General features: G+C 67.9%; 24 protein-coding genes and 1 pseudogene. 16 read left to right on the top strand and 9 right to left on the bottom strand.

The window, feature by feature from the left end; translation table 11 throughout:
• Positions 1–322: 322 nt before the first annotated feature.
• From ABL312_RS13195 to ABL312_RS13175, 5 genes and pseudogenes are all read left to right on the top strand, one after another.
• Positions 323–931 carry a DUF1285 domain-containing protein gene (locus tag ABL312_RS13195; RefSeq protein WP_349357850.1) on the top strand — a complete coding sequence of 203 codons (609 nt, stop codon included), beginning with the start codon at positions 323–325 and terminating at the stop codon, positions 929–931.
• On the top strand, positions 928–1,578 hold the full coding sequence (locus tag ABL312_RS13190; protein ID WP_374730129.1) for a CoA pyrophosphatase: 651 nt from the start codon (positions 928–930) through the stop codon (positions 1,576–1,578). The genes ABL312_RS13195 and ABL312_RS13190 overlap by 4 nt, the downstream gene beginning before the upstream one ends.
• Entirely contained in the window at positions 1,578–1,838 is a 261-nt protein-coding gene (locus ABL312_RS13185) for a DUF6111 family protein (protein WP_349357849.1), read from the top strand. Before ABL312_RS13190 ends, ABL312_RS13185 begins: the two co-directional genes overlap by 1 nt.
• A gap of 41 nt (positions 1,839–1,879) precedes the next feature.
• Entirely contained in the window at positions 1,880–3,148 is a 1,269-nt protein-coding gene (locus tag ABL312_RS13180; RefSeq protein WP_349357848.1) for a CCA tRNA nucleotidyltransferase, read from the top strand.
• A gap of 125 nt (positions 3,149–3,273) precedes the next feature.
• Positions 3,274–3,738 (top strand): annotated as a pseudogene (locus ABL312_RS13175) (universal stress protein); the annotation flags it as partial.
• Between the two features lie 75 nt (positions 3,739–3,813).
• Here the strand turns inward: ABL312_RS13175 and ABL312_RS13170 are convergent.
• From ABL312_RS13170 to ABL312_RS13155, 4 genes are all read right to left on the bottom strand, one after another.
• Positions 3,814–4,929, bottom strand: a complete 1,116-nt coding sequence (locus ABL312_RS13170; RefSeq protein WP_349357847.1) for an AAA family ATPase — start codon at positions 4,927–4,929, stop codon at positions 3,814–3,816.
• Positions 4,930–4,998: 69 nt separating this feature from the next.
• A complete protein-coding gene (hemF, locus tag ABL312_RS13165; protein ID WP_349357846.1) occupies positions 4,999–5,955 on the bottom strand; it encodes an oxygen-dependent coproporphyrinogen oxidase in 957 nt (318 codons plus the stop codon).
• 127 nt (positions 5,956–6,082) lie between these two features.
• The gene (locus ABL312_RS13160) at positions 6,083–7,174 is read right to left on the bottom strand and encodes a DUF1176 domain-containing protein (protein ID WP_349357845.1); all 1,092 of its coding nucleotides are present in this window, start codon (positions 7,172–7,174) and stop codon (positions 6,083–6,085) included.
• 91 nt (positions 7,175–7,265) lie between these two features.
• Positions 7,266–7,733, bottom strand: coding sequence for a tRNA (cytidine(34)-2'-O)-methyltransferase (locus tag ABL312_RS13155; protein WP_349357843.1), 468 nt, complete (start codon positions 7,731–7,733; stop codon positions 7,266–7,268).
• Between the two features lie 156 nt (positions 7,734–7,889).
• Here ABL312_RS13155 and ABL312_RS13150 point away from each other — a divergent pair, with 156 nt between their 5' ends.
• From ABL312_RS13150 to ABL312_RS13100, 11 genes are all read left to right on the top strand, one after another.
• Positions 7,890–9,785 (top strand): ABC transporter ATP-binding protein, encoded by a 1,896-nt coding sequence (locus ABL312_RS13150; protein ID WP_349357842.1) that lies wholly within the window; start codon positions 7,890–7,892, stop codon positions 9,783–9,785.
• Between the two features lie 363 nt (positions 9,786–10,148).
• A complete protein-coding gene (locus ABL312_RS13145) occupies positions 10,149–10,277 on the top strand; it encodes a hypothetical protein (protein ID WP_349357841.1) in 129 nt (42 codons plus the stop codon).
• Between the two features lie 188 nt (positions 10,278–10,465).
• Positions 10,466–10,906 carry a hypothetical protein gene (locus ABL312_RS13140; protein WP_349357840.1) on the top strand — a complete coding sequence of 147 codons (441 nt, stop codon included), beginning with the start codon at positions 10,466–10,468 and terminating at the stop codon, positions 10,904–10,906.
• Positions 10,890–12,770 carry an ABC transporter ATP-binding protein gene (locus tag ABL312_RS13135; RefSeq protein WP_349357839.1) on the top strand — a complete coding sequence of 627 codons (1,881 nt, stop codon included), beginning with the start codon at positions 10,890–10,892 and terminating at the stop codon, positions 12,768–12,770. The genes ABL312_RS13140 and ABL312_RS13135 overlap by 17 nt, the downstream gene beginning before the upstream one ends.
• A 292-nt stretch (positions 12,771–13,062) precedes the next feature.
• The gene (gene petA / locus ABL312_RS13130) at positions 13,063–13,623 is read left to right on the top strand and encodes a ubiquinol-cytochrome c reductase iron-sulfur subunit (protein WP_349357838.1); all 561 of its coding nucleotides are present in this window, start codon (positions 13,063–13,065) and stop codon (positions 13,621–13,623) included.
• Positions 13,624–13,650: 27 nt separating this feature from the next.
• The gene (locus tag ABL312_RS13125; RefSeq protein WP_349357837.1) at positions 13,651–14,919 is read left to right on the top strand and encodes a cytochrome b/b6; all 1,269 of its coding nucleotides are present in this window, start codon (positions 13,651–13,653) and stop codon (positions 14,917–14,919) included.
• A gap of 29 nt (positions 14,920–14,948) precedes the next feature.
• The gene (locus tag ABL312_RS13120) at positions 14,949–15,791 is read left to right on the top strand and encodes a cytochrome c1 (protein ID WP_349357836.1); all 843 of its coding nucleotides are present in this window, start codon (positions 14,949–14,951) and stop codon (positions 15,789–15,791) included.
• A 185-nt stretch (positions 15,792–15,976) separates the two neighbouring features.
• Entirely contained in the window at positions 15,977–16,852 is an 876-nt protein-coding gene (locus ABL312_RS13115; RefSeq protein ID WP_349357835.1) for an S-methyl-5'-thioadenosine phosphorylase, read from the top strand.
• A 39-nt stretch (positions 16,853–16,891) separates the two neighbouring features.
• Positions 16,892–17,440 (top strand): adenine phosphoribosyltransferase, encoded by a 549-nt coding sequence (locus ABL312_RS13110; RefSeq protein ID WP_349357834.1) that lies wholly within the window; start codon positions 16,892–16,894, stop codon positions 17,438–17,440.
• Between the two features lie 39 nt (positions 17,441–17,479).
• The gene (gene bluB / locus ABL312_RS13105) at positions 17,480–18,133 is read left to right on the top strand and encodes a 5,6-dimethylbenzimidazole synthase (RefSeq protein WP_349357833.1); all 654 of its coding nucleotides are present in this window, start codon (positions 17,480–17,482) and stop codon (positions 18,131–18,133) included.
• 66 nt (positions 18,134–18,199) lie between these two features.
• Positions 18,200–18,679: a GNAT family N-acetyltransferase gene (locus ABL312_RS13100; RefSeq protein WP_349357832.1), complete on the top strand. Its 480-nt coding sequence runs from the start codon at positions 18,200–18,202 to the stop codon at positions 18,677–18,679.
• A 52-nt stretch (positions 18,680–18,731) separates the two neighbouring features.
• On the opposite strand, the gene ABL312_RS13095 is transcribed toward ABL312_RS13100, so the two are convergent.
• The 5 genes from ABL312_RS13095 to pth all read right to left on the bottom strand — a co-directional run bounded on the left by ABL312_RS13095 (position 18,732) and on the right by pth (position 23,104).
• Positions 18,732–19,229: a MaoC family dehydratase gene (locus tag ABL312_RS13095; protein ID WP_349357831.1), complete on the bottom strand. Its 498-nt coding sequence runs from the start codon at positions 19,227–19,229 to the stop codon at positions 18,732–18,734.
• The gene (locus ABL312_RS13090) at positions 19,226–19,684 is read right to left on the bottom strand and encodes a MaoC family dehydratase (RefSeq protein WP_349357830.1); all 459 of its coding nucleotides are present in this window, start codon (positions 19,682–19,684) and stop codon (positions 19,226–19,228) included. Before ABL312_RS13090 ends, ABL312_RS13095 begins: the two co-directional genes overlap by 4 nt.
• A 108-nt stretch (positions 19,685–19,792) precedes the next feature.
• Positions 19,793–20,878, bottom strand: coding sequence for a linear amide C-N hydrolase (locus ABL312_RS13085; RefSeq protein WP_349357829.1), 1,086 nt, complete (start codon positions 20,876–20,878; stop codon positions 19,793–19,795).
• A 387-nt stretch (positions 20,879–21,265) separates the two neighbouring features.
• A complete protein-coding gene (gene ychF, locus ABL312_RS13080) occupies positions 21,266–22,366 on the bottom strand; it encodes a redox-regulated ATPase YchF (RefSeq protein WP_349357828.1) in 1,101 nt (366 codons plus the stop codon).
• Between the two features lie 6 nt (positions 22,367–22,372).
• Positions 22,373–23,104, bottom strand: coding sequence for an aminoacyl-tRNA hydrolase (gene pth, locus ABL312_RS13075; protein WP_349357827.1), 732 nt, complete (start codon positions 23,102–23,104; stop codon positions 22,373–22,375).
• Positions 23,105–23,159 lie beyond the last annotated feature (55 nt).

The raw sequence follows: 23,159 nt of genomic DNA, 5'->3' as shown, positions 1-23,159 counted from the left end.
TTTGCCGGCTCGTTTGCCAGCCTGTTTGACAGTGCCGCCGGCGAGGCCTAAGGCCAAGAGGCATGTTTTCGCGTCCGGCTTCCGTCCGCATCCGGCGTCTGGTCTCATCCGGGTTACGCCATTCGGCGACACCTGGATGCCGGCGTCCCGGATCGAGCCGGCGGCGTGCGAGGATCCGGCTCCCCGCGCGTCTCGCGGGGCGGGTCCCTCTTGCACCGCGGCGTCGGCGCCCCACCTGACAGGACGGGCGCGCCGAAATCAGATGACAAATCAGGGTATGGGCCAAATCATGGCGGCGACAACTGGATCGGATGAAAAAGCGATGAGCCAACCTCTCCAATCCGGCGAAGCCACGCTCCCCGCCGGTCTGGCGGATCTGGTCGCGCGCGCGGGCGATGCGCGCACTCCGCCGCCCGTGGAGCGCTGGAACCCGCCGTTTTGCGGCGATCTCGACATGCGCATCGCGGCCGACGGGCGGTGGTTCTATCTGGGGTCGCCGATCGGGCGCGACCGCCTTGTGCGCCTGTTCGCCTCCGTCCTGCGCCGCGACGCGGACGGTCGTCACTATCTTGTGACCCCGGTCGAGCGAATCGGGATCACCGTCGACGACGCTCCCTTTCTGGCCGTCGAGCTGCATGCCGAGGGCGCCGGCGACGGGCAGCTCCTGACCCTGCGCACCAACGTGGGCGATGTGGTGCGCCTCGATGCCGAGCATCCGCTCAGGTTCGAGAGCGAACCGGAGACCGGCGGCCTCAAGCCCTATGCGCTGGTGCGCGGCCGGCTCGAGGCGCTGTTCACCCGCGCGCTGCTGCATCAGCTCGCGGAGCTGATGGTCGAGGACGCAAACGGCGCGGTCGGCGTGTGGAGCGGGGGAACATTCTTCCCCGTCCCGGCGGAACAGGCGCAGAGGAGCGGGGGCGCATCGGGGTGAGCGTGTCGACGCGCGCAGGCGCGCGTGCCTATCTCGAGTCGGCCGATGCCTTCGTGGCCGAGGCCCGCATGCGGCTGGAAACGGCGCCGCGCGACGAGGTGGGCGACCACATCCTCAATCCGGACATGGGGCCCTTCGCCTTCGCCCGGCACGCCCCGCGCGATGCCGCGGTGCTGATCCCCGTGATCGATCGACCGGGCGGGGCCACCGTGGTTCTGACCCAGCGCACCGAGCATCTGCCCTCGCATGCCGGCCAGATCGCGCTGCCCGGCGGCAAGATCGATCCCGGCGACGGCGGTCCGGTCGGCGCCGCGCTGCGCGAGGCGGAGGAGGAAATCGGCCTGGCGCGCGATCTCGTGGCGCCGGCGGGGATCCTGCCGACCTATCTCACCGGCTCCGGCTACCGGGTCGCGCCGGTCGTGGGGCTGGTCGATCCGTCCGCCCGCTTCACGCCGGAACCGGGCGAGGTGGCGGAGGTCTTCGAGGTGCCGCTCGCCTTTCTCATGGACGAGATCAACCACCAGCGTCAAAGCCGTTTGCTTGCGGGAAAACCGCGCTACTTCTACGCCATTCCCTATGGAGAACGCTACATCTGGGGCGTTACCGCCGGGATCCTTCGCACCTTGTACGAGACGGTCTGTCGCTGATGCTGCGTATCATCCTCACTCAACTGTTTCTCTTCCTTCTTCCCTTCGTCGGCTATGCCATCTGGCTCTTCATCAACAAGAAGGCGCAAACCTCCGAGAACTGGCGCAACGGTCCCATCGTCTGGCTGGTGATTGCCGGGCTCGGTCTCGGTGTCATCTTTCTGGTGACGCTGGCCACCCGCGAGGGCGTGCCCGAGGGGCAATGGATCAAGCCGACCGAGTTCCGCGACGGCGAACTCGTCCCGGGTCACTACGAGTGAGGGCCGGGCGTGGCGACGGGATGTGACCATGGGGCCTGACCATGCAGCGTGACGGGGGGGCCGGCGCGACGGCCGCCCGCATCGAGGCGGACTGGCTGAAGGCGCCCGAACTGCAAGCGGTCTTCGACGCGCTGGAGCGCGACGGCGACACCGCGCGCGTGGTCGGCGGCGCGGTGCGCAACACGCTGCTCGGCCTCGCCGTCACCGACATCGATGTGTCCACCACCGCCGAACCGCAGACCGTGATGGAGCGCGCCCGGGCGGCGGGGCTGAAGGCGGTTCCGACCGGTTTCGAACACGGCACGGTGACGGTGGTCAGCGCCGGGGTGCCCTTCGAGGTGACGACGCTGCGCGAGGACGTGGAAACCCATGGCCGCCACGCCACCGTGCGCTTCGGCCGCGACTGGCAACACGACGCGGAGCGGCGCGATTTCACGATGAACGCGCTCTATGCCGACCGCCGGGGCATGGTCCACGACCCGGTCGGCGGACTGCCGGATCTCGCCGCCCGCCGGGTGCGCTTCATCGGCACGGCACGGCACCGCATCGCCGAGGATTATCTGCGCATCCTGCGCTTCTTCCGCTTCCACGCGCAATATGGCGAAGGCGATCTCGACCCCGACGGCATGGCGGCGGTCACCGAATTGCGCGACGGGCTCGACGGGCTGTCGGCGGAGCGCATCGGCATGGAGATGCGGAAGCTGGTCGCGGCCCCGCGGGCCGTTTCGACGCTGCGCGAGATGGAGCGCGCCGGCATCATTGCCCATGTGCTGGCGATGCGCGGCGGGCTCGAGCCCTTTGCCGCCCTGCGCGCGCTTGATACAATCGCGCCCGAGGCCCGCGAACCCGGTCTGGCGCTCGCCGTGCTCAGCGACGGCGGCGAGGCGGATCTGGACCAGACGGCGGATCACCTGCGCCTGTCCAACGCCGAGCGCAAACGCATGAAGGCGGCGCATGCGGCCTCCGCCGCCGTGGCCGCCTGGCGCAGCGCCGGGCTCACGCGCGTGCCCGAGCGGCGGTTGAAGGAACAGCTCTACCGCGAGGGGCGGGCGGCGGCGGTCGACGGGCTGCTCTATGCCTGGGCCAACGTTGGCGCGCCGGCGGACGATCCCTTCTTCGCCGAAGCGCTTGAGGGCCTGCGCCGGCTGGACGTGCCGGTCTTTCCGCTGACCGGACGCGATCTGCTCGCCGCCGGGATCGCTCCCGGGCGCGAGGTCGGCGCGCGTCTCGCCCGCGCCGAAGCCGCCTGGATCGAGAGCGGTTTCGCGCTTTCCGGCGACGACCTGCTCGCCGCCGCGATGACGGAGTGATCCGGCCCGGCGGCGAGCAGTCCTCCCCGGCGACTTGACTCAGGTCATCGTGTTTCCGCCGTTTTTACGGTTCGCTGTGTCCCGGACGACCGACGAACGGTTGCGGAAAAGGGAGGAGCGCCACGATGATCGACCATGTTCTTGTCGCGACCGACGGGTCCGATACCGCGCGCAAGGCCGTCGATATGGCCGCCGGGGTGGCCAGGGGCTTCGGCGCCCGGCTCACCGTGCTGCATGTGCTGCTGCACGGGCGCCGGGCGGAGGAAGCGAGCCGGCTTGCCGAGGTGGAGCATCTCGTGCGTCATGTCACATCGACGACCATGCCGGATGCCGCCAATGTGCCGGCCACCATGAACGAGCTTTTCCGCAGCGCGCAGAGCGGCGAGGAGACGGCGCGGATCGTCTCGGCGCTGGGCGACCGGATCGCCGAAATGGCCGCTGAGCGGGCGCGCGAGCTTGGCGTCGCGGACGTGCGGATGCGCGTCGTGCCGGGCGATTATGCGGAGGCGATCCTCGACAGCGCCGGGGACCTCGGTGCCGATATGATCGTCATGGGCAGCCGGGGTCTCGGCGGGCTCAAGGGGCTCTTGACGGGCAGCGTCTCCAACAAGGTCACCCAGCACGCGTCCTGCAGCGTCCTGACCGTGCGATATGGCCCCGGCGGGTCACGGATCGACGAATTCCCCGGTGACCGTCAGCCCCTCGATGGCCGTGGCGCCGTCGGTCTTCAGGATCGTGCGCGGCACGGCGCCGGCATGGGCGGCCAGATGGTCGGCGAAGCTTTCGGAATGGGTGACGATCCACACCTGCGTGCGCTCCGCCGCGCGGGCGACGACGCGCGCCAGCGGCTCCAGAAGGTCGGGGTGCAGGCTCGCCTCCGGTTCGTTCAGCGCCAGGAAGGCCGGCAGGCGGTAGGACAGCAGCGCGCCGACGAGCGCCAGATAGTTCAACGTGCCGTCGGAGAGCTCATGCGCGGCGAAGGCGCGCGGCAGGTCTGGAAAGCGCAGCGCGAAGCGGCAGTCGGCGCCGCCGGTGACGACCTCCAGCCGGGCGCCGGGAAAGGCGTCGTCGATGGCCTCTTCGACGTCCACCGGATCGACCTTCACGTCCCACAATGTGGCGAAGACGGCGGCGAGGTCCGCGCCGTCGGAGGCGAGCGTCGGCGTGGTGAGCGCGAGCGCCGGGCGGCGCAGCGGGCTCTCCGGATCGGTGCGAAAGGCGTGGTAGAAGCGCCAGTCGAGAAGCGCGCGGCGTGCGATGTCGAGTTCGGGAAAGCGGGCGCCGTCGCGAAAGGCGGCAAGCGCGGTTTCCGAGCCGAGCAGCTCGTTGTCGTAGGTGATCCGGCCGCCGTCGGCGGCGCGCAGCCAGGCGGTGGGCCCGCGCCGGTCCATGAGCGCGATGTCACGCGCCCCGCTTGCCAGCGTCAGCCGTTCCTCCTTGACCAGGGGTTCGAGCGGCAGCGCCGCGTCGCTGCCGCGTTTGGGCAGGCCGATCTCGACCGCATAGGTGAGATCGCCGAGCGTGGCCGACAGCGTCAGGCGGACCGGACCGCGCGTGCGCGTGCCCGCCCACAGGACGCTCTCCACCCCGCCGTCCTCGGCGATGGCGCGGGTGATGCGCCCCTCCGCCGCCGCGCGCAGCAGCGACAGCGCGCGGTAGAGGTTGGTCTTGCCGGTGCCGTTGCGGCCGACGAAGACGGTCAGCGCTCCCACCGGCAGATGCAGGGCGCGGATGGAGCGGTAGTTCGCGATCGACACCCGCGTCAGCGGCGGCAGGGACATGACATGCCTCGTGGTACATGCCTCGCGCGGTGATCGACGCCGGCCGGCCGTCAGCCGGCCGTTAGCCGATCAGGGCCATTTCACCACCGGCGGCATGGACGACAGGATCGAGGCGACGTTGCCGCCGGTCTTCAGCCCGAAGATCGTGCCCCGGTCGTAAAGCAGATTGTACTCCACGTAGCGCCCGCGCCGGATCAACTGTTCCTCGCGCTCCGCCTCGCTCCACGGCTTGTGGAAGTTCGCCCGCACCAGCCTGGGGTAGATGTCGTGAAAGGCGAGGCCGACGTCCTTGGTGAAGGCGAAGTCGGCCGCCCAGTCGCCGGAGTGCAGGTAGTCGTAGAAGATACCGCCGATGCCGCGCGCCTCGTTGCGGTGTTTGAGGAAGAAATAGTCGTCGCACCACGCCTTGTAGCGGTCGTAGTCGGCGACCTCATGGGCGGCGCAGGCCGCTTCCATCGCCGCGTGGAAGGCGCGGGTGTCCGGGTCGTCCTGGGTGCGGCGGGCATCGAGCACGGGGGTCAGGTCGGCGCCGCCGCCGAACCACTGCCGGGTGGTTACCACCATGCGGGTGTTCATATGCACCGCCGGCACATGCGGATTGTGCAGATGCGCGATCAGCGAGATGCCCGAGGCCCAGAAGCGCGGGTCCTGGTCGGCGCCGGGGATCTGGCCGCGAAACTCGGGCGAAAACTCGCCGTGCACGGTCGAGACATGCACGCCGACCTTCTCGAACACGCGGCCCTTCATCATCGACATGACACCGCCGCCGCCCTTGGCGCCGCTGGAATCAATGCGCTCCCAGGGCGTGCGCTCGAAGCGTCCGGCGGGCGTCTCGGCAAGCGCGCCCGGAAGGGCGGCATACTCGCCCGCCTCGTCCTCGAGCGCCTCGAACTCCGCGCAGATACGGTCGCGCAGGCTGGCGAACCACACCCGGGCCTCGTCCTTCTTGGCCTCGATGTCGTCTGGAACCGGGCCCCCCTTGACCTCGCCCTTGACCTCGGCCTTCACGCCGCCCGCATTGCTCATGTGTCGTTCCGTCCCCGTCGTTTCGAACCAAGAATGGCGTTTCAAACTGGAAATGTCGTCTCGTTCGCGCCCCGTGTCATCGCAGATCGCGGCGCGCGGGAAAACCCTTCGCGGCCCCCGCGCGGGCCTATCGGCTGTAGATCAGCGGATAGGCCTCGGGCTCCATCGCGTTGCCGTCGCACTCGGGCTTGGCGCGATATTCGATCATCCGGAACTCCGCATCCACCAGCCGGTGGCGCTCGAAGGTGCCGCAATCGCCGAGCCCGCGGTCGACGGTGAAGCTCGAGACGACGCGCCGCTCCATGTCCCACACCGGATTGAACAGGATGTAGGGAGACATGCGCGGGTGGCCCTTCACGTTCTGGAAGCTGAGCAGCGTGTGTTCGCCCGGATCGAACAGATAGACCTGCGCATAGGCGTAGGCGACATTGTGCATGCCGAGCGCGCAGCCGAGCTCCCAGATCGCGCCTTCCTCGCTCGTCTGGTAGCCGGTGACGCCGAAGCGGTCGATGGCGGCCCGCCAGTCGCAATCGTAGACCTCGGCGAGCCTTTGCAGAAGCGCCTCCGGCACGTCGCCGGGCCGGACCTGGTACTTCTGAAACAGATTGGAAAAGTCGACCGGATCGTCTTCCCCCGCCGCCGGATCCCCGGCCGCCGCCGGGACCATGCAACCGGCCCCGCCCTTCACGTCCATCCGGAAGGGCAGAAAGCCCTGGCGCACGATCGTCAGCTTGCCGCTTTCGATCTCCACCGCCTCGCCCTCCTCGGGCGCGAAGGCGAGGTCGAGAATGACCCGGGTGTCGCCGTCGGCGCTTCGATAGAGCTGGACGGCATGAAGATCGTAGCCGGCCGCCGCGCCGCCGGTCGCGATCCGGGTGAGGTTTACCACGTCGTCGCCGATGCGCAGGCGCGCCGGGGCGCGGAGATGATCGAAATCGAGATCCTCGAGAAACACGGTGGCGAAGCGGTCGGAACCGGGATCGCGGTTCGCCTGCCAGAGCGTGACGCGGCAGGCGGCGGGCGGCGGGATGTCGCTTTCCCTGAACAGGCGGATGTCGAGGGTGGTCGTGTCCTCGGCGGCCGATGCGGGCGACGCCACGAGGTCCGCCGCCAGACAGGCGGCAAGGGCGGAAAGCAGGACGGCGCCAGAGGCGGCGGACTCCGGGCCGAAATACCGGGCCCGCAGGCCCCGCGCGAAGCGCCGGAACGCCATGATCATGCGACAGTCTCCCCTCCCAGAACCGGGATAGGTTAGCCGCCTGCCCGGGCGAAGCAAAGGGGATCGGCGTGGGCCGCGCCGGCGCCGCCGGTCAGCCGTCCGCCGCGAAGCCGCCGGTCTGGCGCAGCGCCTCGCCGAGCACCATCGCGGCGGAGACCGCGACATTGAGCGAGCGCACGCCCTCGACCATGGGAATGGTCACGCGCGCATCGACGGTTTCGTGCACCGTTGCCGGCACACCGACCGATTCCCGCCCCAGCATCAGCAGGTCGTCGGCGCGAAACGAAAAGCGGGAAAAGGCCTTCTCGGCCCGCGTCGTGAGCAGCACCAGACGCCGGCCTTGCGTGCGGCGCCAGTCCTCGAAGGCGTCGAAGCCGAGGTGGCGGACGAGGGCCGCGCGCTCCAGATAATCCATGCCGGCCCGCCTCAGCGCATGGTCGGACATGGGAAAACCGGCCGGTTCGATCAGATGGACGGTCACCCCCAGACAGGCGCCGAGACGCAGCATCGTGCCGGTGTTTTGCGGAATGTCGGGTTGATACAGAACGAGATCGGGCATGAGGCAATCGACCGTGGAGCAGGGGGCCGGGCGGAACGCACGTGTTTCATGGGTGATAGACTGCGGGTTCGGCGGTGTCATGCGAAATGCCGCGCGGGCCCGGCGAACCGGGACGGCCGCGCGCGGCCCCGCATGCGGCAAGAGGAAGGACGACGGGTGATCGACCGGCTTCTGAGATGGTTTGAAACGCGGATCGATCCGCTGGCCCCGCTTCCCGCGCGGCCCGTGCCGTCGGGCGCCTTCGGCTATCTGTGGTTCTTCGTCTCGCAGGCGAAGCTCGCCTTCGCGGCCATGCTGGCGCTGGGCGGGATCACCGCGGTGATCGAGGCCGCGCTCTACGTCTATGTCGGCGATCTGGTCGATCTGATGCAGACGGGGGAGCGGTCCACCTTTCTGCGCGACCATGGCGGCACGCTGTTGCTCATGGGCGCGACGGTGCTGCTGCTGCGCCCGCTGGCGGCCACGCTGACCTCGCTGGTCGAGGAACAGGTGATCGTGCCCGGCTTCTTCAACCTGGTGCGCTTTCAGGGCCATGCGCAGATCACCGACAAGTCGCTCGCCTTCTTTCAGGACGAATTCGCCGGGCGAATCTCGCAAAAGGTCTGGCAATCGGGTCAGGCGGCGGGCGACTTCATGGTCAGCCTGCTGCAGATCGTCTGGTTCATTCTGGTCTTCGCGCTCTTCACCCTGTCGCTGGCGGCAAGCCTCGACGGATGGATCGGACTGGCCGTGCTGGTCTGGCTCGCCGCCTTCGCCACCACGGCGCGAATCCTCGTGCCGCGCATCCGCAAGACCGCCAAGGAGACCGCGAACGCCGCCTCCGGCGTCACCGGCCGCCTGGTCGACAGCTACGGCAACATCCAGACGCTGAAGCTCTTTTCGGACGCATCGCATGAAGACAAGGGCACGCGGGCGGCCTATCGCAATTTTCTGGCCGCCATCCGGCGCTTCACGCGCACGCTGACGGCCATGCGCGTGTCGGTAAACCTCCTGTCGGGGGTCATGATCACGACGATCGCGGGCCTCGCCGTCACCTCCTGGCAGGCGGGTGCCATCACCACCGGCAATGTCGCGCTGGTCATGGCGCTGGTGCTGCGGCTGCATGTCCTGCTGGGGCGGCTGATGGGGCAGTTGAACGGGCTGTTCCGCGCGCTCGGCACGCTGCACGACAGCGCCGAGACGATCACCCGGCCGGTCACGGTGCGCGACCGCCCGGACGCGGGGGCGCTGGAGGTCTCGCGCGGAGAAATCCGCTTCGACCGGGTGACCTTTCATTACGGCAAGGCGGGTGGCGTGATCGAGGATCTGTCGCTGACGATTGCGCCCGGCGAACGCGTCGGTCTGGTCGGGCGGTCGGGGGCGGGCAAGTCGACGCTGATGAACCTGTTGCTGCGCTTCTACGATCTGGAGGGCGGACGCATCCTGATCGACGGGCAGGACGTGGCGCGCGTCACGCAGGAGTCCTTGCGCGCGCGCATCGGTGTGGTCACGCAGGATACGGCGCTGCTGCATCGCTCGATCCGCGACAACATCGCGCTGGGACGTCCCGAGGCGGAAGAGGCCGCCATCCGCGCGGCCGCCGAACGGGCGCATGCGCTGGGCTTCATCGAGGCCCTGCGCGACAGCCGGGGGCGCACCGGCTTCGACGCGCATGTGGGCGAGCGGGGCGTGAAACTGTCGGGCGGCCAGCGCCAGCGGATCGCCATTGCGCGCGTTCTGCTGAAGGACGCGCCGATCCTGGTGATGGACGAGGCGACCTCGGCGCTCGATTCCGAGATCGAGGCGGCGATCCAGGAAAGCCTGAGCGAGTTGATGGCCGGCAAGACGGTGATCGCCATCGCGCACCGCCTGTCGACGATTGCGGCGATGGACCGGCTGATCGTGATGGACCGGGGCCGCATCGTGGAGACCGGCCGGCACGAGGACCTGCTCCAGGCCGGCGGGCTCTACGCCGACCTCTGGCATCGCCAGTCGGGCGGGTTTCTCGCGCCCGAGGAGGCGAGCGCGCAGAACGGCGTGCCGGGCACCCCGGAGGCGCGCGCGCGGGTGTAGGCATCGGCTCCTGTCGTCCCCGTCTGCCTTCCCGTCCGCGTCCCCGTTTGCGTCCCGGTCCCGGTGGTGGGTGTCCCGTTTCGCCAACGGGGCTTCACGGACGGTCATTGCAAGCCGGCAACGTATCTGTTGCGAATTGGCAACTCGCGGCTGCGTTGTACCGGTCGCGGGCGGAAAACGGCTGCGCGGCGTCGCCGCGTGGTCTATTGTCCGCTCATCGTCGTCGATCCGGTGCCTGCCGGGTGTTCGACCGGATGCCGGTCGGACACCGAATTCCTCCACCGAATGACGGCTGGACACCGAAACGGTCTGGCACCGAACACGACAATCTTGACCGCAACCTCGAACGCACAGGAGGGCCGCATGGATAAAGTCTGCATGATCGACATGCGCGCCGCGCGCCGCTCCCTTGCATCGTTCGGCGACTGCCGCAGGGCGTCGATCCTCGAGGAGCGGGCCCCGGCCGCATCGGCCCCGGGCACCGCCGGCTAGCGGTCCGCTGCCGCCCGATCCGGGCGCGCCGCATCCCCCGTTTTCCTTTTCCATCCAGTCGCGGCCGCCCTACGCGGTCCGGCACATTCCTGTCGTCACCGGTCCAATCCGCCTTGCGGATGCGCGCGCAAGCTCGCGCGTCTGCGCCGGGACTCCCTTTCGGTTTGCACTCGCGGGAGACATTCGTCATGCCCCCCACTCTGTTCTGCGCGCGCCCGGTCTTCTCCGCGCGACACGCCCTGGGAGGCGCGCTGTCCGGTCGGACCGGCGCCGCCGCCTTGCGGGTTTTGCGCATTGTCGCCGGCGTCGCGCTGCTCACGCTCGCCCTGGCGATCCTGCTCTATCTGCCGGTCGCGATCCCGCATCTGGCGCGGATCGACGCGGTCGTCGTAGACGGCGCGGCGCGCCCCGCGGCGACGGTCGTCGGCGATCTTCTGACCCTGTTCCTGGGAACGCTGGTCATGGCCTTCGGCGTGGTCAGTTTCGCGCTGGCCGTGGCGCTGACGCCGGCGTCGCCCCGTCCGATCTTTCCGCCGGCGCGCAGCGCGCGCCGGACCCCCGCGCGTTCCGCGTCCGCTGCGCCGCGCCTGTCCATCGAAGAGGAAGCCCGCCATGTTCGCCTGGTTTGAGCGTCTGATCGATCCTTTCGGTCCCAGCGACGAGGACGACCGGTCGCCGCCGCCCGCCGGCCTGCTTGCCTTTTGCTGGCACTACACGAAACCGGTGTGGCCGGCGCTCGCGGCGGTCTCCTTCATGGGGATGCTGGTGGCGATCTTCGAGGTGATGATCTTCTCCTTCCTCGGCGATCTCGTGAACTGGCTGGCCGAGGCGGAGCGCGACACGTTCTTCGCCGACAACGGCGGCAGGCTGGCGTGGATGGCGGCGGTCATCCTGATCATCCTGCCGCTGCTCAACCTCGCCTGGGAGATGCTGTTCCACCAGGGGGTGATGGGCAACTACCCGATGATCCTGCGCTGGCGGGTGCATCGCTACCTGCTGCGCCAGAGCGTCGGCTTCTATCAGGACGATTTCGCCGGCCGCATCGCGACCAAGGTGATGCAGACCGCGCTTGCCGTGCGCGAGGTGGTGACGCGCGTGCTCGACGCGCTGGTCTATGTGTCGGTCTATTTCGTGGCGGCGCTGTTTCTCGTCGGCGAGGCGGACCCGCGGCTGGCCGCGCCGCTGGTGGTGTGGCTGCTGGCCTATGTGGGCGTGCTGGTGTTCTTCGTGCCGCGCCTGAAGAGCGTGTCGGCGGCGCAGGCCGATGCGCGCTCCACGATGACGGGCCGCGTCGTCGACGCCTATACGAATATCGCCACGGTCAAGCTCTTCTCCCATGCGGAGCGCGAGGAATCCTACGCCCGGCGCTCGATGCGGGCGTTCCTGCACTCCGTCTATCGGCAAATGCGTCTGGTGACGGTTCTGAACACCTCGCTCAGCATCATCAACATGCTGCTGCTCTTCGCGACGGGGCTGGTGTCGATCCTGCTGTGGCAGCGCGCCGCCGTGACCACCGGCGACATCGCCGTGGCGGTGGGGCTGGTGCTGCGGCTGCAGGGCATGTCGCAGTGGATCCTGTGGGAAGTCTCCGGCATCTTCGAGAACATCGGCACGGTGCAGGACGGCATCGCGACCATCTCGCGCGAGCGCGCGGTGCGCGACCGTCCGGACGCCGGGGCGCTTAAGGTGACGAAGGGCGAAATCCGTTTCGAGAACGTGACCTTCCACTATGGCAAGGACGCGGGCGTGATGGAGAACATGACGCTTCGTATCGCGCCGGGCGAAAAGGTCGGTCTGGTCGGGCGCTCGGGGGCGGGCAAGTCGACGCTGGTCAACCTGCTGCTGCGCTTCCACGACGTGGAGGGCGGACGCATCCTGATCGACGGTCAGGATATCTCCCGGGTGACACAGGACAGCCTGCGGGCGCAGATCGGCGTGGTGACGCAGGACACCTCGCTGCTGCATCGTTCCGTTCTCGACAACATCGTCTACGGTCGCCCCGATGCCGGCCGCGAGGCCGCGATGGCGGCGGCCCGTCGCGCCCATGCCGACGGCTTCATCCCTGATCTCGTCGACGGGCAAGGACGCACCGGCCTCGACGCGCATGTCGGCGAGCGGGGCGTGAAACTGTCGGGCGGCCAGCGCCAGCGGATCGCCATTGCGCGCGTTCTGCTGAAGGACGCGCCGATCCTGGTGATGGACGAGGCGACCTCGGCGCTCGATTCCGAGATCGAGGCGGCGATCCAGGAAAGTCTCACCGAGCTGATGGCCGGCAAGACGGTGATCGCCATCGCGCACCGCCTGTCGACAATTGCCGCGATGGACCGGCTGATCGTGATGGACCGGGGCCGCATCGTGGAGACCGGCCGGCACGAGGATCTGCTCCAGGCCGGCGGGCTCTACGCCGACCTCTGGCATCGCCAGTCGGGCGGGTTTCTCGATGTCGAGACGGGCGAGGGAGGCGGGGACACCGGCGGACGCGGCGCGGCCTGAGGGGCCGCGCCGTCGCCGCGCGTTCGCCGGGTGCGGACTTTTTCGCAACAGGATCAGGTGGTCGCGCGTCGCTTCGGCCTCGGCGAAAAATCCGCGACAAAGCGTCGTCTTGGCCAAGGATGATCTGGACAAGCGGGGACGGAGGTGCCAATAACCCCTCTGCTTGGAAAGGTGCGACAGCCGCACCTGCCGCCCTGACAACGTGCTCCGCCGCCCTCCGCCCCGTCATCCGGAGGAGCCGGCGGTTTCAGGTCGTTGTCGCCGGGCCTGAAGATCAAAAGAGGACGCGACCTTGGCACAGCAGGATACGGTCGAACCCACACGCCGCGATTTCCTCTATATCGCGACCGGGGCGATGGGCGCCGTCGGCGCGGGCGCGCTGGCTTGGCCCTTTATTCACCAGATGAATCCGGATGCATCCGCGCTCGCGCTGGCGTCGATCGAGGTCGACGTGTCGGCGATCGAGGAAGGCCAGTCGATCAGCGTGATGTGGCGCGGCAAGCCGGTGTTCATCCGCAACCGCACGGCGGCCGAGGTCGAGGAGGCCAGTGCGGTCCCGATCTCCGATCTGCCGGACCCGATGGCGCGCAACGCCAATCTGGCGGCCGACGCGGACGCGAGCGACGTCAACCGCGGCGTCGAAGGCAACGAGGCGCTGATCGTCATGGTCGGCGTGTGCACCCATCTGGGCTGTGTGCCGCTCGGCGAGGCCGGCGAGTACAACGGCTGGTTCTGCCCCTGCCACGGCTCGCACTACGACACCGCGGGGCGCATCCGCAAAGGCCCCGCGCCGGAGAACCTTCTGGTTCCCCCGTTCGAGTTCGTCTCGGACGGCGTCATCAAGATCGGCTGATTTAGCGGCAGTTTCGAGGAGGCAGCCATGGCTGGACATTCCAACTACGTGCCGCAGAGTGCGGCCGCCAAGTGGCTCGAGAGCCGCCTGCCGGTCATTTCGCTCGTTCGCGGCTCTTTCGTCGACTTTCCCACCCCGAAGAACCTCAACTACTGGTGGACCTTCGGCGGTATCCTGTTCTTCGTGCTGATCGCGCAGATCCTCACCGGCGTCGTGCTGGTGATGCATTACACGCCGAGCACGGACGCCGCGTTTGCGTCGGTCGAGCACATCATGCGCGATGTGAACTTCGGCTGGCTGCTGCGCTACCTGCACTCCAACGGCGCGTCGATGTTCTTCATCGCCGTCTTCATCCACATGTTCCGCGGCATGTACTACGGCTCCTACAAGGCGCCGCGCGAGATCTCGTGGATCCTCGGCGTGATCATCTTCCTGATCATGATGGCCACCGCCTTCATGGGCTATGTTCTGCCCTGGGGCCAGATGTCCTTCTGGGGCGCCACCGTGATCACCAACCTGTTCTCGGCGCTGCCGCTGATCGGCGAGCCGGTCGTGCAGTGGCTGTGGGGCGGCTTCGCGGTCGACAATCCGACGCTGAACCGCTTCTTCTCGCTGCACTATCTCCTGCCGTTCATGATCTTCGGCGTCGTGCTGCTGCACGTGTGGGCCTTCCACACCACCGGCAACAACAACCCGACGGGCATTCAGCCGAAGTCCAAGCAGGACACGCTGCCGTTCCATCCGTATTACACGATCAAGGATCTGTTCGCGATTGTCGTGTTCATGATCTTTTTCGCCTACTTCGTGTTCTACATCCCGAACTACCTCGGGCACGCCGACAACTACATCCCGGCGGATCCGCTGGTGACCCCGGCGCACATCGTTCCGGAATGGTACTTCCTGCCGTTCTATGCGATCCTGCGTGCCGTGCCGGACAAGCTCGGCGGCGTCATCCTGATGTTCGGCGCGATCGCGGTGCTGTTCATCCTGCCGTGGCTCGACACGTCGAAGGTGCGCTCGGGCGCCTACCGTCCGCTGTTCAAGCAGTTCTTCTGGATCTTCGTGCTGGTGTGCATCGGCCTCGGCTATCTGGGAGCCATGCCGGCGGAAGGCATCTACGTGATCCTGTCGCAGATCCTGACCGCCTATTACTTCGCCCACTTCCTGATCATCCTGCCGCTGCTCGGGTTCCTTGAGAAACCGAAGCCGCTGCCGGCGTCGATCTCGGAGTCGGTGCTCGGCGGATCGGGCAGCGGTCAGCCGGCCGGTGCGGTCGCCGCGCCGGAAACCAAGTGAACCGCGGACGAGATTGGGAGTTCTCCTTCATGAACACGATGATCAAATCCGCCAGGGCCGCACTGGTGGCGCTCGCCGCAGTGACCTTTACCGGGCCGGCGCTCGCCGCCGGCAAGGGGCCTGAGATCGAGCGGCAGGACTGGTCCTTCGCCGGTCCCTTCGGCAGCTACGACCGGGCCCAGCTGCAGCGCGGCTTCAAGGTCTTCAAGGAAGTCTGCGCCTCCTGTCACGGGGCTGAGTATCTGGCGTTCCGCAACCTGGCGCAGCCGGGCGGCCCGGAGTTCACCGAGGATCAGGCCAAGGTGATCGCCGCCGAGTACATGGTGCCGAAGGGCGTCGACGAATGGGGCGACCCGGTCGAGGGTCCGGCGGTTCTCGCCGACCGCTGGCCGTCGCCGTTCCCCAACGAGACCGCGGCGCGGGCGTCCAACAACGGCGCCTATCCGGTCGACTTCTCCACGCTCGCCAAGGCGCGCGCGGTGGCGAGCGGCTTCCCCGGCTTCGTCTTCGACATCTTCACCCAGTATCAGGAGCAGGGCCCGGATTACATTTACAACCTGCTGACGGGCTATGAAGATCCGCCGGAGGATGTGAACCTTCTGCCCGGCCAGTACTACAATCCGAAGTTCATTTCGGGCAACGCGATCTCCATGGCGCCGCCGCTCTTCGAGGAGGCCGTCGAGTACACCGACGGCACGCCGATGACGGTCGAGCAATACGCCAAGGACGTGTCGGCCTTCATGATGTGGGTGGCCGAGCCGAAGCTCGAGGAGCGCAAGAGCATGGGCTTCCGCGTGATGATCTTCCTGATCGTCTTCGCCTCCCTGCTCTACTTCACCAAGAAGTCCCTGTGGCGCGACGTCGAGCACTGAGCCTGCGGAATGTGATAGAAACAAAAGGCCGCCGGACGATCCGGCGGCCTTTTTGCGTGTTCGCGGGTCCGGCCGTCCCATGAGCCGGCGTCGGCCGATGCATGCGACAGGGGTCATGCGCGCAGGTCGATGCGCGAAATTCATTGCACGCGGCCGAGGCGTCGCGGACGAAGGGAGTTTTCAGGATGCGGGATGCGGTGTTGGGCGTGATCGGCGGGTCCGGCCTCTACGATCTGCCAGAGCTTGAGGACGCGCGCTGGGAGACGGTGGAGAGCCCCTGGGGCGCGCCGTCGGATCAGGTGCGGGTCGGCACCATCGAGGGGCTGAAGGTGATCTTTCTGCCCCGGCACGGACGCGGGCACCGCTATGCGCCCTCCGACATCAACTATCGCGCCAACATCGACGTGATGAAGCGCTGCGGCGTGACCTCGCTCGTCTCCGTCTCCGCCTGCGGCTCGCTCAAGGAGGCCTATGCGCCGGGCACCTTCGTGCTGGTCGATCAGTTCATCGACCGAACTTTCGCGCGGGAAAAGAGCTTCTTCGGCGCCGGCTGCGTCGCGCATGTCTCCATGGCCGATCCGGTCGCGCCGCGTCTGGTCGACCATGTGGAGGCGGCGGCGCGCGCGGAAGACCTCACCATCCATCGCGGCGGCACCTATCTCGCCATGGAGGGGCCGCAGTTTTCCTCGCTCGCGGAGAGCGAACTCTATCGCAGCTGGGGCTGCGACGTGATCGGCATGACCAACATGCCGGAGGCCAAGCTCGCCCGCGAGGCGGAGATCTGCTACGCCACCGTCGCCATGGTCACCGATTACGACAGCTGGCATCCCGATCACGGGTCGGTCGACATCCAGGCGATCATCAAGGTGCTGCACGAAAACGCCGACAATGCCCGTCGCCTGGTCGCGCGCCTTGCCAGGACCTTCCCGCGCACCCACGAAGCCTGTCCGGTCGGCTCCGACACGGCGCTCGACTATGCGCTGCTCACGGCGCCCGAGCACCGCGATCCGGACCTCGTCGCCCGGCTCGACGCGGTCGCGGGACGTATTCTGGGCCGGTGATCCCGGCCGCTTATCAACGACAGGACGAGAGACGCGACGATGGCTGAGACTTCCGTGTCCGATGAACTGCTGGCGGCAATCCGCACCATCCCCGACTACCCCAAGAAGGGCATCCTCTTTCGCGACATCACGACGCTGCTCGGCGACGCGCGGGCGTTTCGTCGCGCGGTCGATGCGCTGGTGCACCCCTGGGCCGGCTCCAAGGTGGACCAGATCGCCGGCATCGAGGCGCGCGGGTTCATTCTGGGCGGCGCGGTCGCGCATCAGCTGTCCGCCGGTTTCGTGCCGATCCGCAAGAAGGGGAAGCTGCCGCACGATACGGTGCGCATCGCCTATTCGCTCGAGTACGGTCTCGACGAGATGGAGATGCACAAGGATGCGATCAAACCCGGCGAGAAGGTGATCCTGGTCGACGACCTGATCGCGACCGGCGGCACGGCGGAGGCCGCGACGAAGCTGTTGCAGCAGATCGGCGCCGATGTGGTCGCCGCCTGTTTCATCGTCGATCTGCCGGATCTCGGCGGTCGGGCGAGGATCGAGGCGCTCGGCGTGCCGGTGCGCACGCTCGTCGCCTTTCCGGGGCACTGACCCCGCGCGGCGCGCGGGCGGACGCCGGCGGAGGAGGCGATGACGAGCGCAGCGCAGGACGATCCGACCTTCGACGCCGGGTTTCGCGCGGCGTTTCGGGAGTTGCTCGCCTGGCGGCGCGACGTGCGCCGCTTCAAGCGCGATGCGGTTTCGCCGGAGCTCGTGACGGAGGTCCTGGAAGAAGCGCATCTGGCGCCGTCGGTCGGCAACAGCCAGCCCTGGCGATTCGTCCTGGTCGACAACGCGGCGCGGCGGGCGCGGGTGCGGGAGAGCTTTCGCGCGGCGAACGCCGAGGCCCTGGCGGAGTATTCCGGCGCGCGCGCGGCGACCTATGCGCGGCTGAAGCTCGCCGGGCTGGAGGATGCGCCGGTGCATCTCGCGGTCTTCTGCGACGAGGGGACGGGGCAGGGCGCCGGTCTTGGCCGACGCACCATGCCGGAAATGCTCGCCTATAGCTGCGTGTGCGCGATCAATACCCTGTGGCTTGCGGCGCGGGCGCGGGGGCTCGGCGTCGGTTGGGTGTCGATCCTCGATCCCGATGCGGTGACGGATGCGCTCGATGTGTCGACGCATTGGCGTCTCATCGCCTATCTGTGCATCGGGTGGCCGGTCGAGACGCATCGCGACCCGGAACTGGAACGCGCCGGCTGGGAAGCGCGACGGGGACTGACGGAACGGGTGTTCAGGCGCTAGGATGGCGCCGTGCCGCCGCGGCGACGCGCGGGCGGGATCATGCAGACAGTGTTCGGGGGATACCACATGGCGATGAGCATTCGCTCCATCACCGACGACGATCGCGCGGCGGTTGTCGACTTGCTGACACGGCGCTGGACCAGCCCGGAAATCCTGATCGAGGGCGAGGCCATCGACGCCTCCCGCCTGCCGGGCTTCCTGGCCGAGGACGACGGGGAGCTCGCCGGACTCGTCACCCTGATCAAGCGGGAGACCGAGTGGGAGATCCTGACACTCGATTCGCTCAACCGATGGAGCGGCACGGGCTCGCTGCTCCTGAACGCCGTCGTCGGCGCGGCTGTGGAGAGCGGCATCCGTCGCCTTCTGGTGCGCACTTCCAACGACAATCTCGATGCCTTCCGCTTCTACCAGCGACGCGGCTTCCGGCTCGCGAAACTGGTGCCCGGCGCCATCGACGAGGAGCGCAAGGTCAAGCCGGAAATCCCGCTCACTGGCGAATACGGCATTCCGATCCACGACGAGGTGATGTTCGTGCGCGAGGTGTAGGCGCACGGACCGGCCGCCTGCGGCGCCGGCCTGGCGCCCGTAGGCGGCGTGTTCAGCCGGTGCCCGCCGGGGCGTCCGCGTCTGCCGCGACCGGCTTCTTCGCGACCAGCACCTTGCCGATGAAGGAAAAGACGGTGACGCCGTCCTGGTTGACGCCCTCGTTGGCGTGGACAAGCAGTCCCCAGCCGGGGCGGGACTTCAGATCCTTCTTGTCGGTGAGCACGGACGTGTAGCGGATCGTGTCGCCGGCGAAGACGGGGCGGATCCACTTCAGGTCGGTGAAGCCGGGCGAGGGGCCGAAGCGCGGGGCGGTCCCCGAGGCAGCCTGTTCGGCCTGCATGTGGGCGACCATGAGTTTCATCCACACCGCGGCGGTGTGCCAGCCCGAGGCGCAGAGCGCGCCGAAGTGGGTGGCCCTTGCCGCCTCGTCGGACAGATGAAAGGGCTGGGGGTCGAAGGCGCGCGCGAAGCGCACGATCTCTTCCGCCGTGAAGGTATAGGCGCCGAGGTCGCGGCGCGCGCCGATCTCGAGATCCTCGAACCAGGTCATGCCGCCGCCTCGCGTCGCTCGAACAGGATGGCGTTCTTCTGCGTCATCACGGGCGCGCCGTCCTGGTTGGTCACCGTCATCAGGAACTCCACGAGACCCAGCGTGGGGCGCGACTTCAGCGCCCGCGCGGACAGCACCTCGGCCTTGGCGCTCAGCCGGTCGCCGGGATGGACGGGGCGCATCCAGCGCACTTCCTCCACGCCCGGAGAGCCCTTGCAGGTGGATGCGAGCAGGAGATTGTCGCACAGCAGGCGCATGAGCATGGAGATCGTGTGCCAGCCCGAGGCGGCGAGCCCGCCGAGCAGCGACGCCTCGCCGGCGGCCTCGTCGAGATGGAAGGGCTGGGGATCGAAATCGCGCGCGAAGGCGATGATTTCATCGCGGGTGACGGTCTTCGCGCCGAGGTCGAGCGTGTCGCCCGGGCGGAAGTCCTCGAAACTGCGGAACGTGCTCATGCGCTTGATCTATACGCAGTCTCGCCCGACTGTCGAGAGGGTGTGCACGCATGCGGTGTCGCCCGGCGGCGGGGCATATGGGTGCCCCGCCGCCGGTGACGCAGTGCGTTACTCGGCGGACATGAACGCGAAGGGCTCGGCCTCCACGAAATGCTCGGCCGCGTTGCCGGCGTAGTATTTGCCGCCGGCGATCGGCAGCTTCTTCGGCGCGGTGCCTTCCGAGAAGTCCAGATCCGCGAAGTCGACCCAGAAGGTGTTCGGGGTGGTCGCGGAATCGAAGTAATAGACCATGTTCTTGTGATCGGCCGCGGTGCGCCACAGGGTCGAGGCGATGTTCGGCTGTCCCGGCGTGCTGATCCCCAGCGGCACCGAAACCCCGCGCATCACCGAGAGCGTCTGCGCGACCGCCTGATTGGCGTAGCTCTGCCCCGGAACGGCGGCGAGGAAATGCTCGTCCGCGCTCTTGGTGGTGGCGTTCAGCAGGAACGACGCGCGCACGAAGCGGTCCGCGGCGCTGGCGGTGCCCGGCAGGAAGGCGGTGCCGCCGATCTTGTCCCAATAGGCGGTCAGCGCAAGCTGTTCGTCGTAGGTCGGCGAGTTGGTCATCACCTTGTAGTCCTTGCCGTGATGAACCACCAGCTTGCCGTCGAGATACTCGAAGATCGCCGAATCGCCGCTCGGATCGGAGATCGAGACATGCAGCGTCGACTTCGAGCCGTTAGGAAGGTCGGGGGCGACAATATGCAGGGGCGCGTCCTGCATGGCCGTCACCGCTTCCGCCACGGAGGCGAAATTGTCGAGCAGATACTGCGGCCAGACGCCGACCATCATCGGAGCGCCGTTGCCGGGCTCGCCGTAGTCGGATTCGGCCAGGTAGAGCAGATTGACCGCCAGACCCTTCTCGTTCATCCCGTCGGCGGTGGCGATGTTGTAGCCGGACGCGATCACGCTGCCGTATTTGGAGGTCCAGGTCGGGCTGTCGGGACCGGCGTTGCCGCTGCGCTCCATCCCGCGCGGGAAGAGCCACAGGTCGGTCTGCATGTCCTCGACCCAATCCATGTTGCGGCCGGTGATGACGGTGTTCTCGTCGCCCACATAGAGCGCGCGGGTGCAGGCGTCGGCCACGGTCGGAAGCAGGCTGGTTCCCGCCATGAGGGCGGCGGTGAAGGCGGCGAGCAGTCTACGATGTGTCATGGGTCAGCCTCTTGAAGATGGAACGAAGGAGGACCTCCTCCGCCGCGATCCCTAGAAGACGGACCTTAAGAAACGAAAAAGCCGGACGCGCGGGCGCGTCCTGAGCTTGATGACAAGGGGTGGAAACTCCTTTGTCGTCATACCGGGCAAGCGTCAGCGCGACCCGGTATCGGAGAGCCAACAACCCTTCTTGCTCTAAAGGGTGCCCCAAGCGGGCTCCCTGCCTCTCCGATCCCGGATCTCCGCTACGCGGCGTCCGGGATGACGACCTTGCAAGGCTTTGTCAGCAGTCTGCGGACGCGCGGGCGCGTCCGAACCAGAAAAAGGGCGCGCGCGGGCGCGTCCGGCATGGGGAAAACGAGGACGCCCGATCGCGTCCGGCCGCTGTCAGGTGTTGAACTTGAACAGCATCACGTCGCCGTCCTTGACGACGTACTCCTTGCCCTCGTCGCGCGCCTTGCCCGCGTCCTTGGCTCCGGTTTCGCCGCCGAGCGCGACGTAATCGTCGAAGGCGATGGTCTGGGCGCGGATGAAGCCGCGTTCGAAATCGGTGTGGATCACGCCGGCCGCCTGCGGCGCCTTGGTGCCCCGGCGCACGGTCCAGGCACGGGCCTCCTTCGGGCCGGCGGTGAAATAGGTGATCAGCTCCAGCAGGTCGTAGCCGGCGCGAATCAGCCGGTCGAGGCCGGGCTCCTCGAGACCCATGGTCTCCAGGTATTCCGCCTGTTCGGCGTCATCGAGCTGGGCGATCTCGGACTCGATCGCCGCCGAGATGACGACGCAGGCCGCGCCTTCCGCCGCCGCCATCTCCTGCACCCGCTGCGACTGGGCGTTGCCGGTGGCCGCCGACCCCTCGTCAACGTTGCAGACATAGAGGATCGGCTTGGTGGTCAGCAGGTTCAGCCCCGTCAGGAGCTTCTGCTCCTCGGGCGTGGAGACGTCGAACAGCCGGGCGGGCTTGCCCTCCTGCAACAGCGCCAGCGCGCCTTCCATGATCGGGATCAGCGCCTTGGCTTCCTTGTCGCCGCCGGTCGCCTTCTTCTTGAGCGGCGCCAGGCGGCGTTCCAGGCTCTCCATGTCGGCGACCATCAGCTCGGTCTCGACGGTCTGGTCGTCGGCGATCGGGTCGATCTTCCCGTCGACATGGGTGATGTCGTCATCCTCGAAGCAGCGCAGCACATGGGCGATGGCGTCGACTTCGCGGATGTTGGCAAGGAACTGGTTGCCGAGGCCCTCGCCCTTGGACGCGCCGCGCACCAGGCCGGCGATGTCGACGAAGGTGAGGCGGGTCGGCACGACATTGGCGGACTTGGCGATCTCCGCGATGCGGCGCAGCCGCGGATCGGGCACCGCCACCTCGCCGGTGTTGGGTTCGATCGTGCAGAAGGGGTAATTGGCGGCCTGCGCCGCCGCCGTCTTGGTCAAGGCATTGAACAGCGTGGACTTGCCCACGTTCGGCAAGCCGACGATGCCGCACTGAAAACCCATGTCGTGTCAGTCCTTCTTTCCCAGAAGCCGGGACAGTTGCTCGGCGAGGGGCCCGCGCGCGCGGTCGCTCCCCGTTTTGGAGGTGTCGCGTGTCGATGCGCTGCGCGTCTCCGCCCGTCCGGCGGTGGCCGCTGCGGGTTTCGGCGTCTTGCGCGCGGACGGGGGGGAAGGGGCGAGCGCGCGATGAAGCCGGTTGCAGAATTCCCCGGCGTTGTCCGCCAGGAGCAGGCCGATCTCGCGGCCCGTCTCCTCCAGCAGGGGATCGAGCCAGTCGCTGTCGGCCTTGGCGAAATCGCCGAGCACATGGGCCGTCACGCGGTCCTTGTGGCCGGGATGCCCGATGCCGAGGCGCACGCGGGCGTAGTCCTTGCCCAGATGCGCGTCGATGGAGCGGATGCCATTGTGGCCGCCGCTGCCGCCGCCGGTCTTGATCCGCACCTTGCCGGGCGCGAGATCCAGTTCGTCGTAGAACACGATGACATCGGCCGGCGTGAGCTTGAAGAACCGGGCCGCCTCGCCGACGGCCCGGCCCGACTCGTTCATGTAGGTCTGCGGTTTCATCAGGAGGACCTTTTCGCCCTCCAGCGTTCCCTCGCAGACCTCGGCGTGGAAGCGCGACCGCCAGGGGCCGAAGCCCGGATGGCGGTCGTGGATCGCGTCCACGGCCATGAACCCGATGTTGTGCCGGTTGCGGGCGTATTTTGGCCCCGGATTGCCGAGGCCGACGATGAGACGCATGAGGGGCTCTCCGTCAAACGCGACCGGCGAGGGGTGCCCGCCGGATCGCGATCCG

Origin of the sequence: Stappia sp., from assembly GCF_040110915.1 — a bacterium.
Lineage (GTDB): Bacteria > Pseudomonadota > Alphaproteobacteria > Rhizobiales > Stappiaceae > Stappia.
The sequence above is the reverse complement of the archived record's forward strand: the minus strand, read 5'-3'. Positions and strand labels throughout refer to the sequence as shown.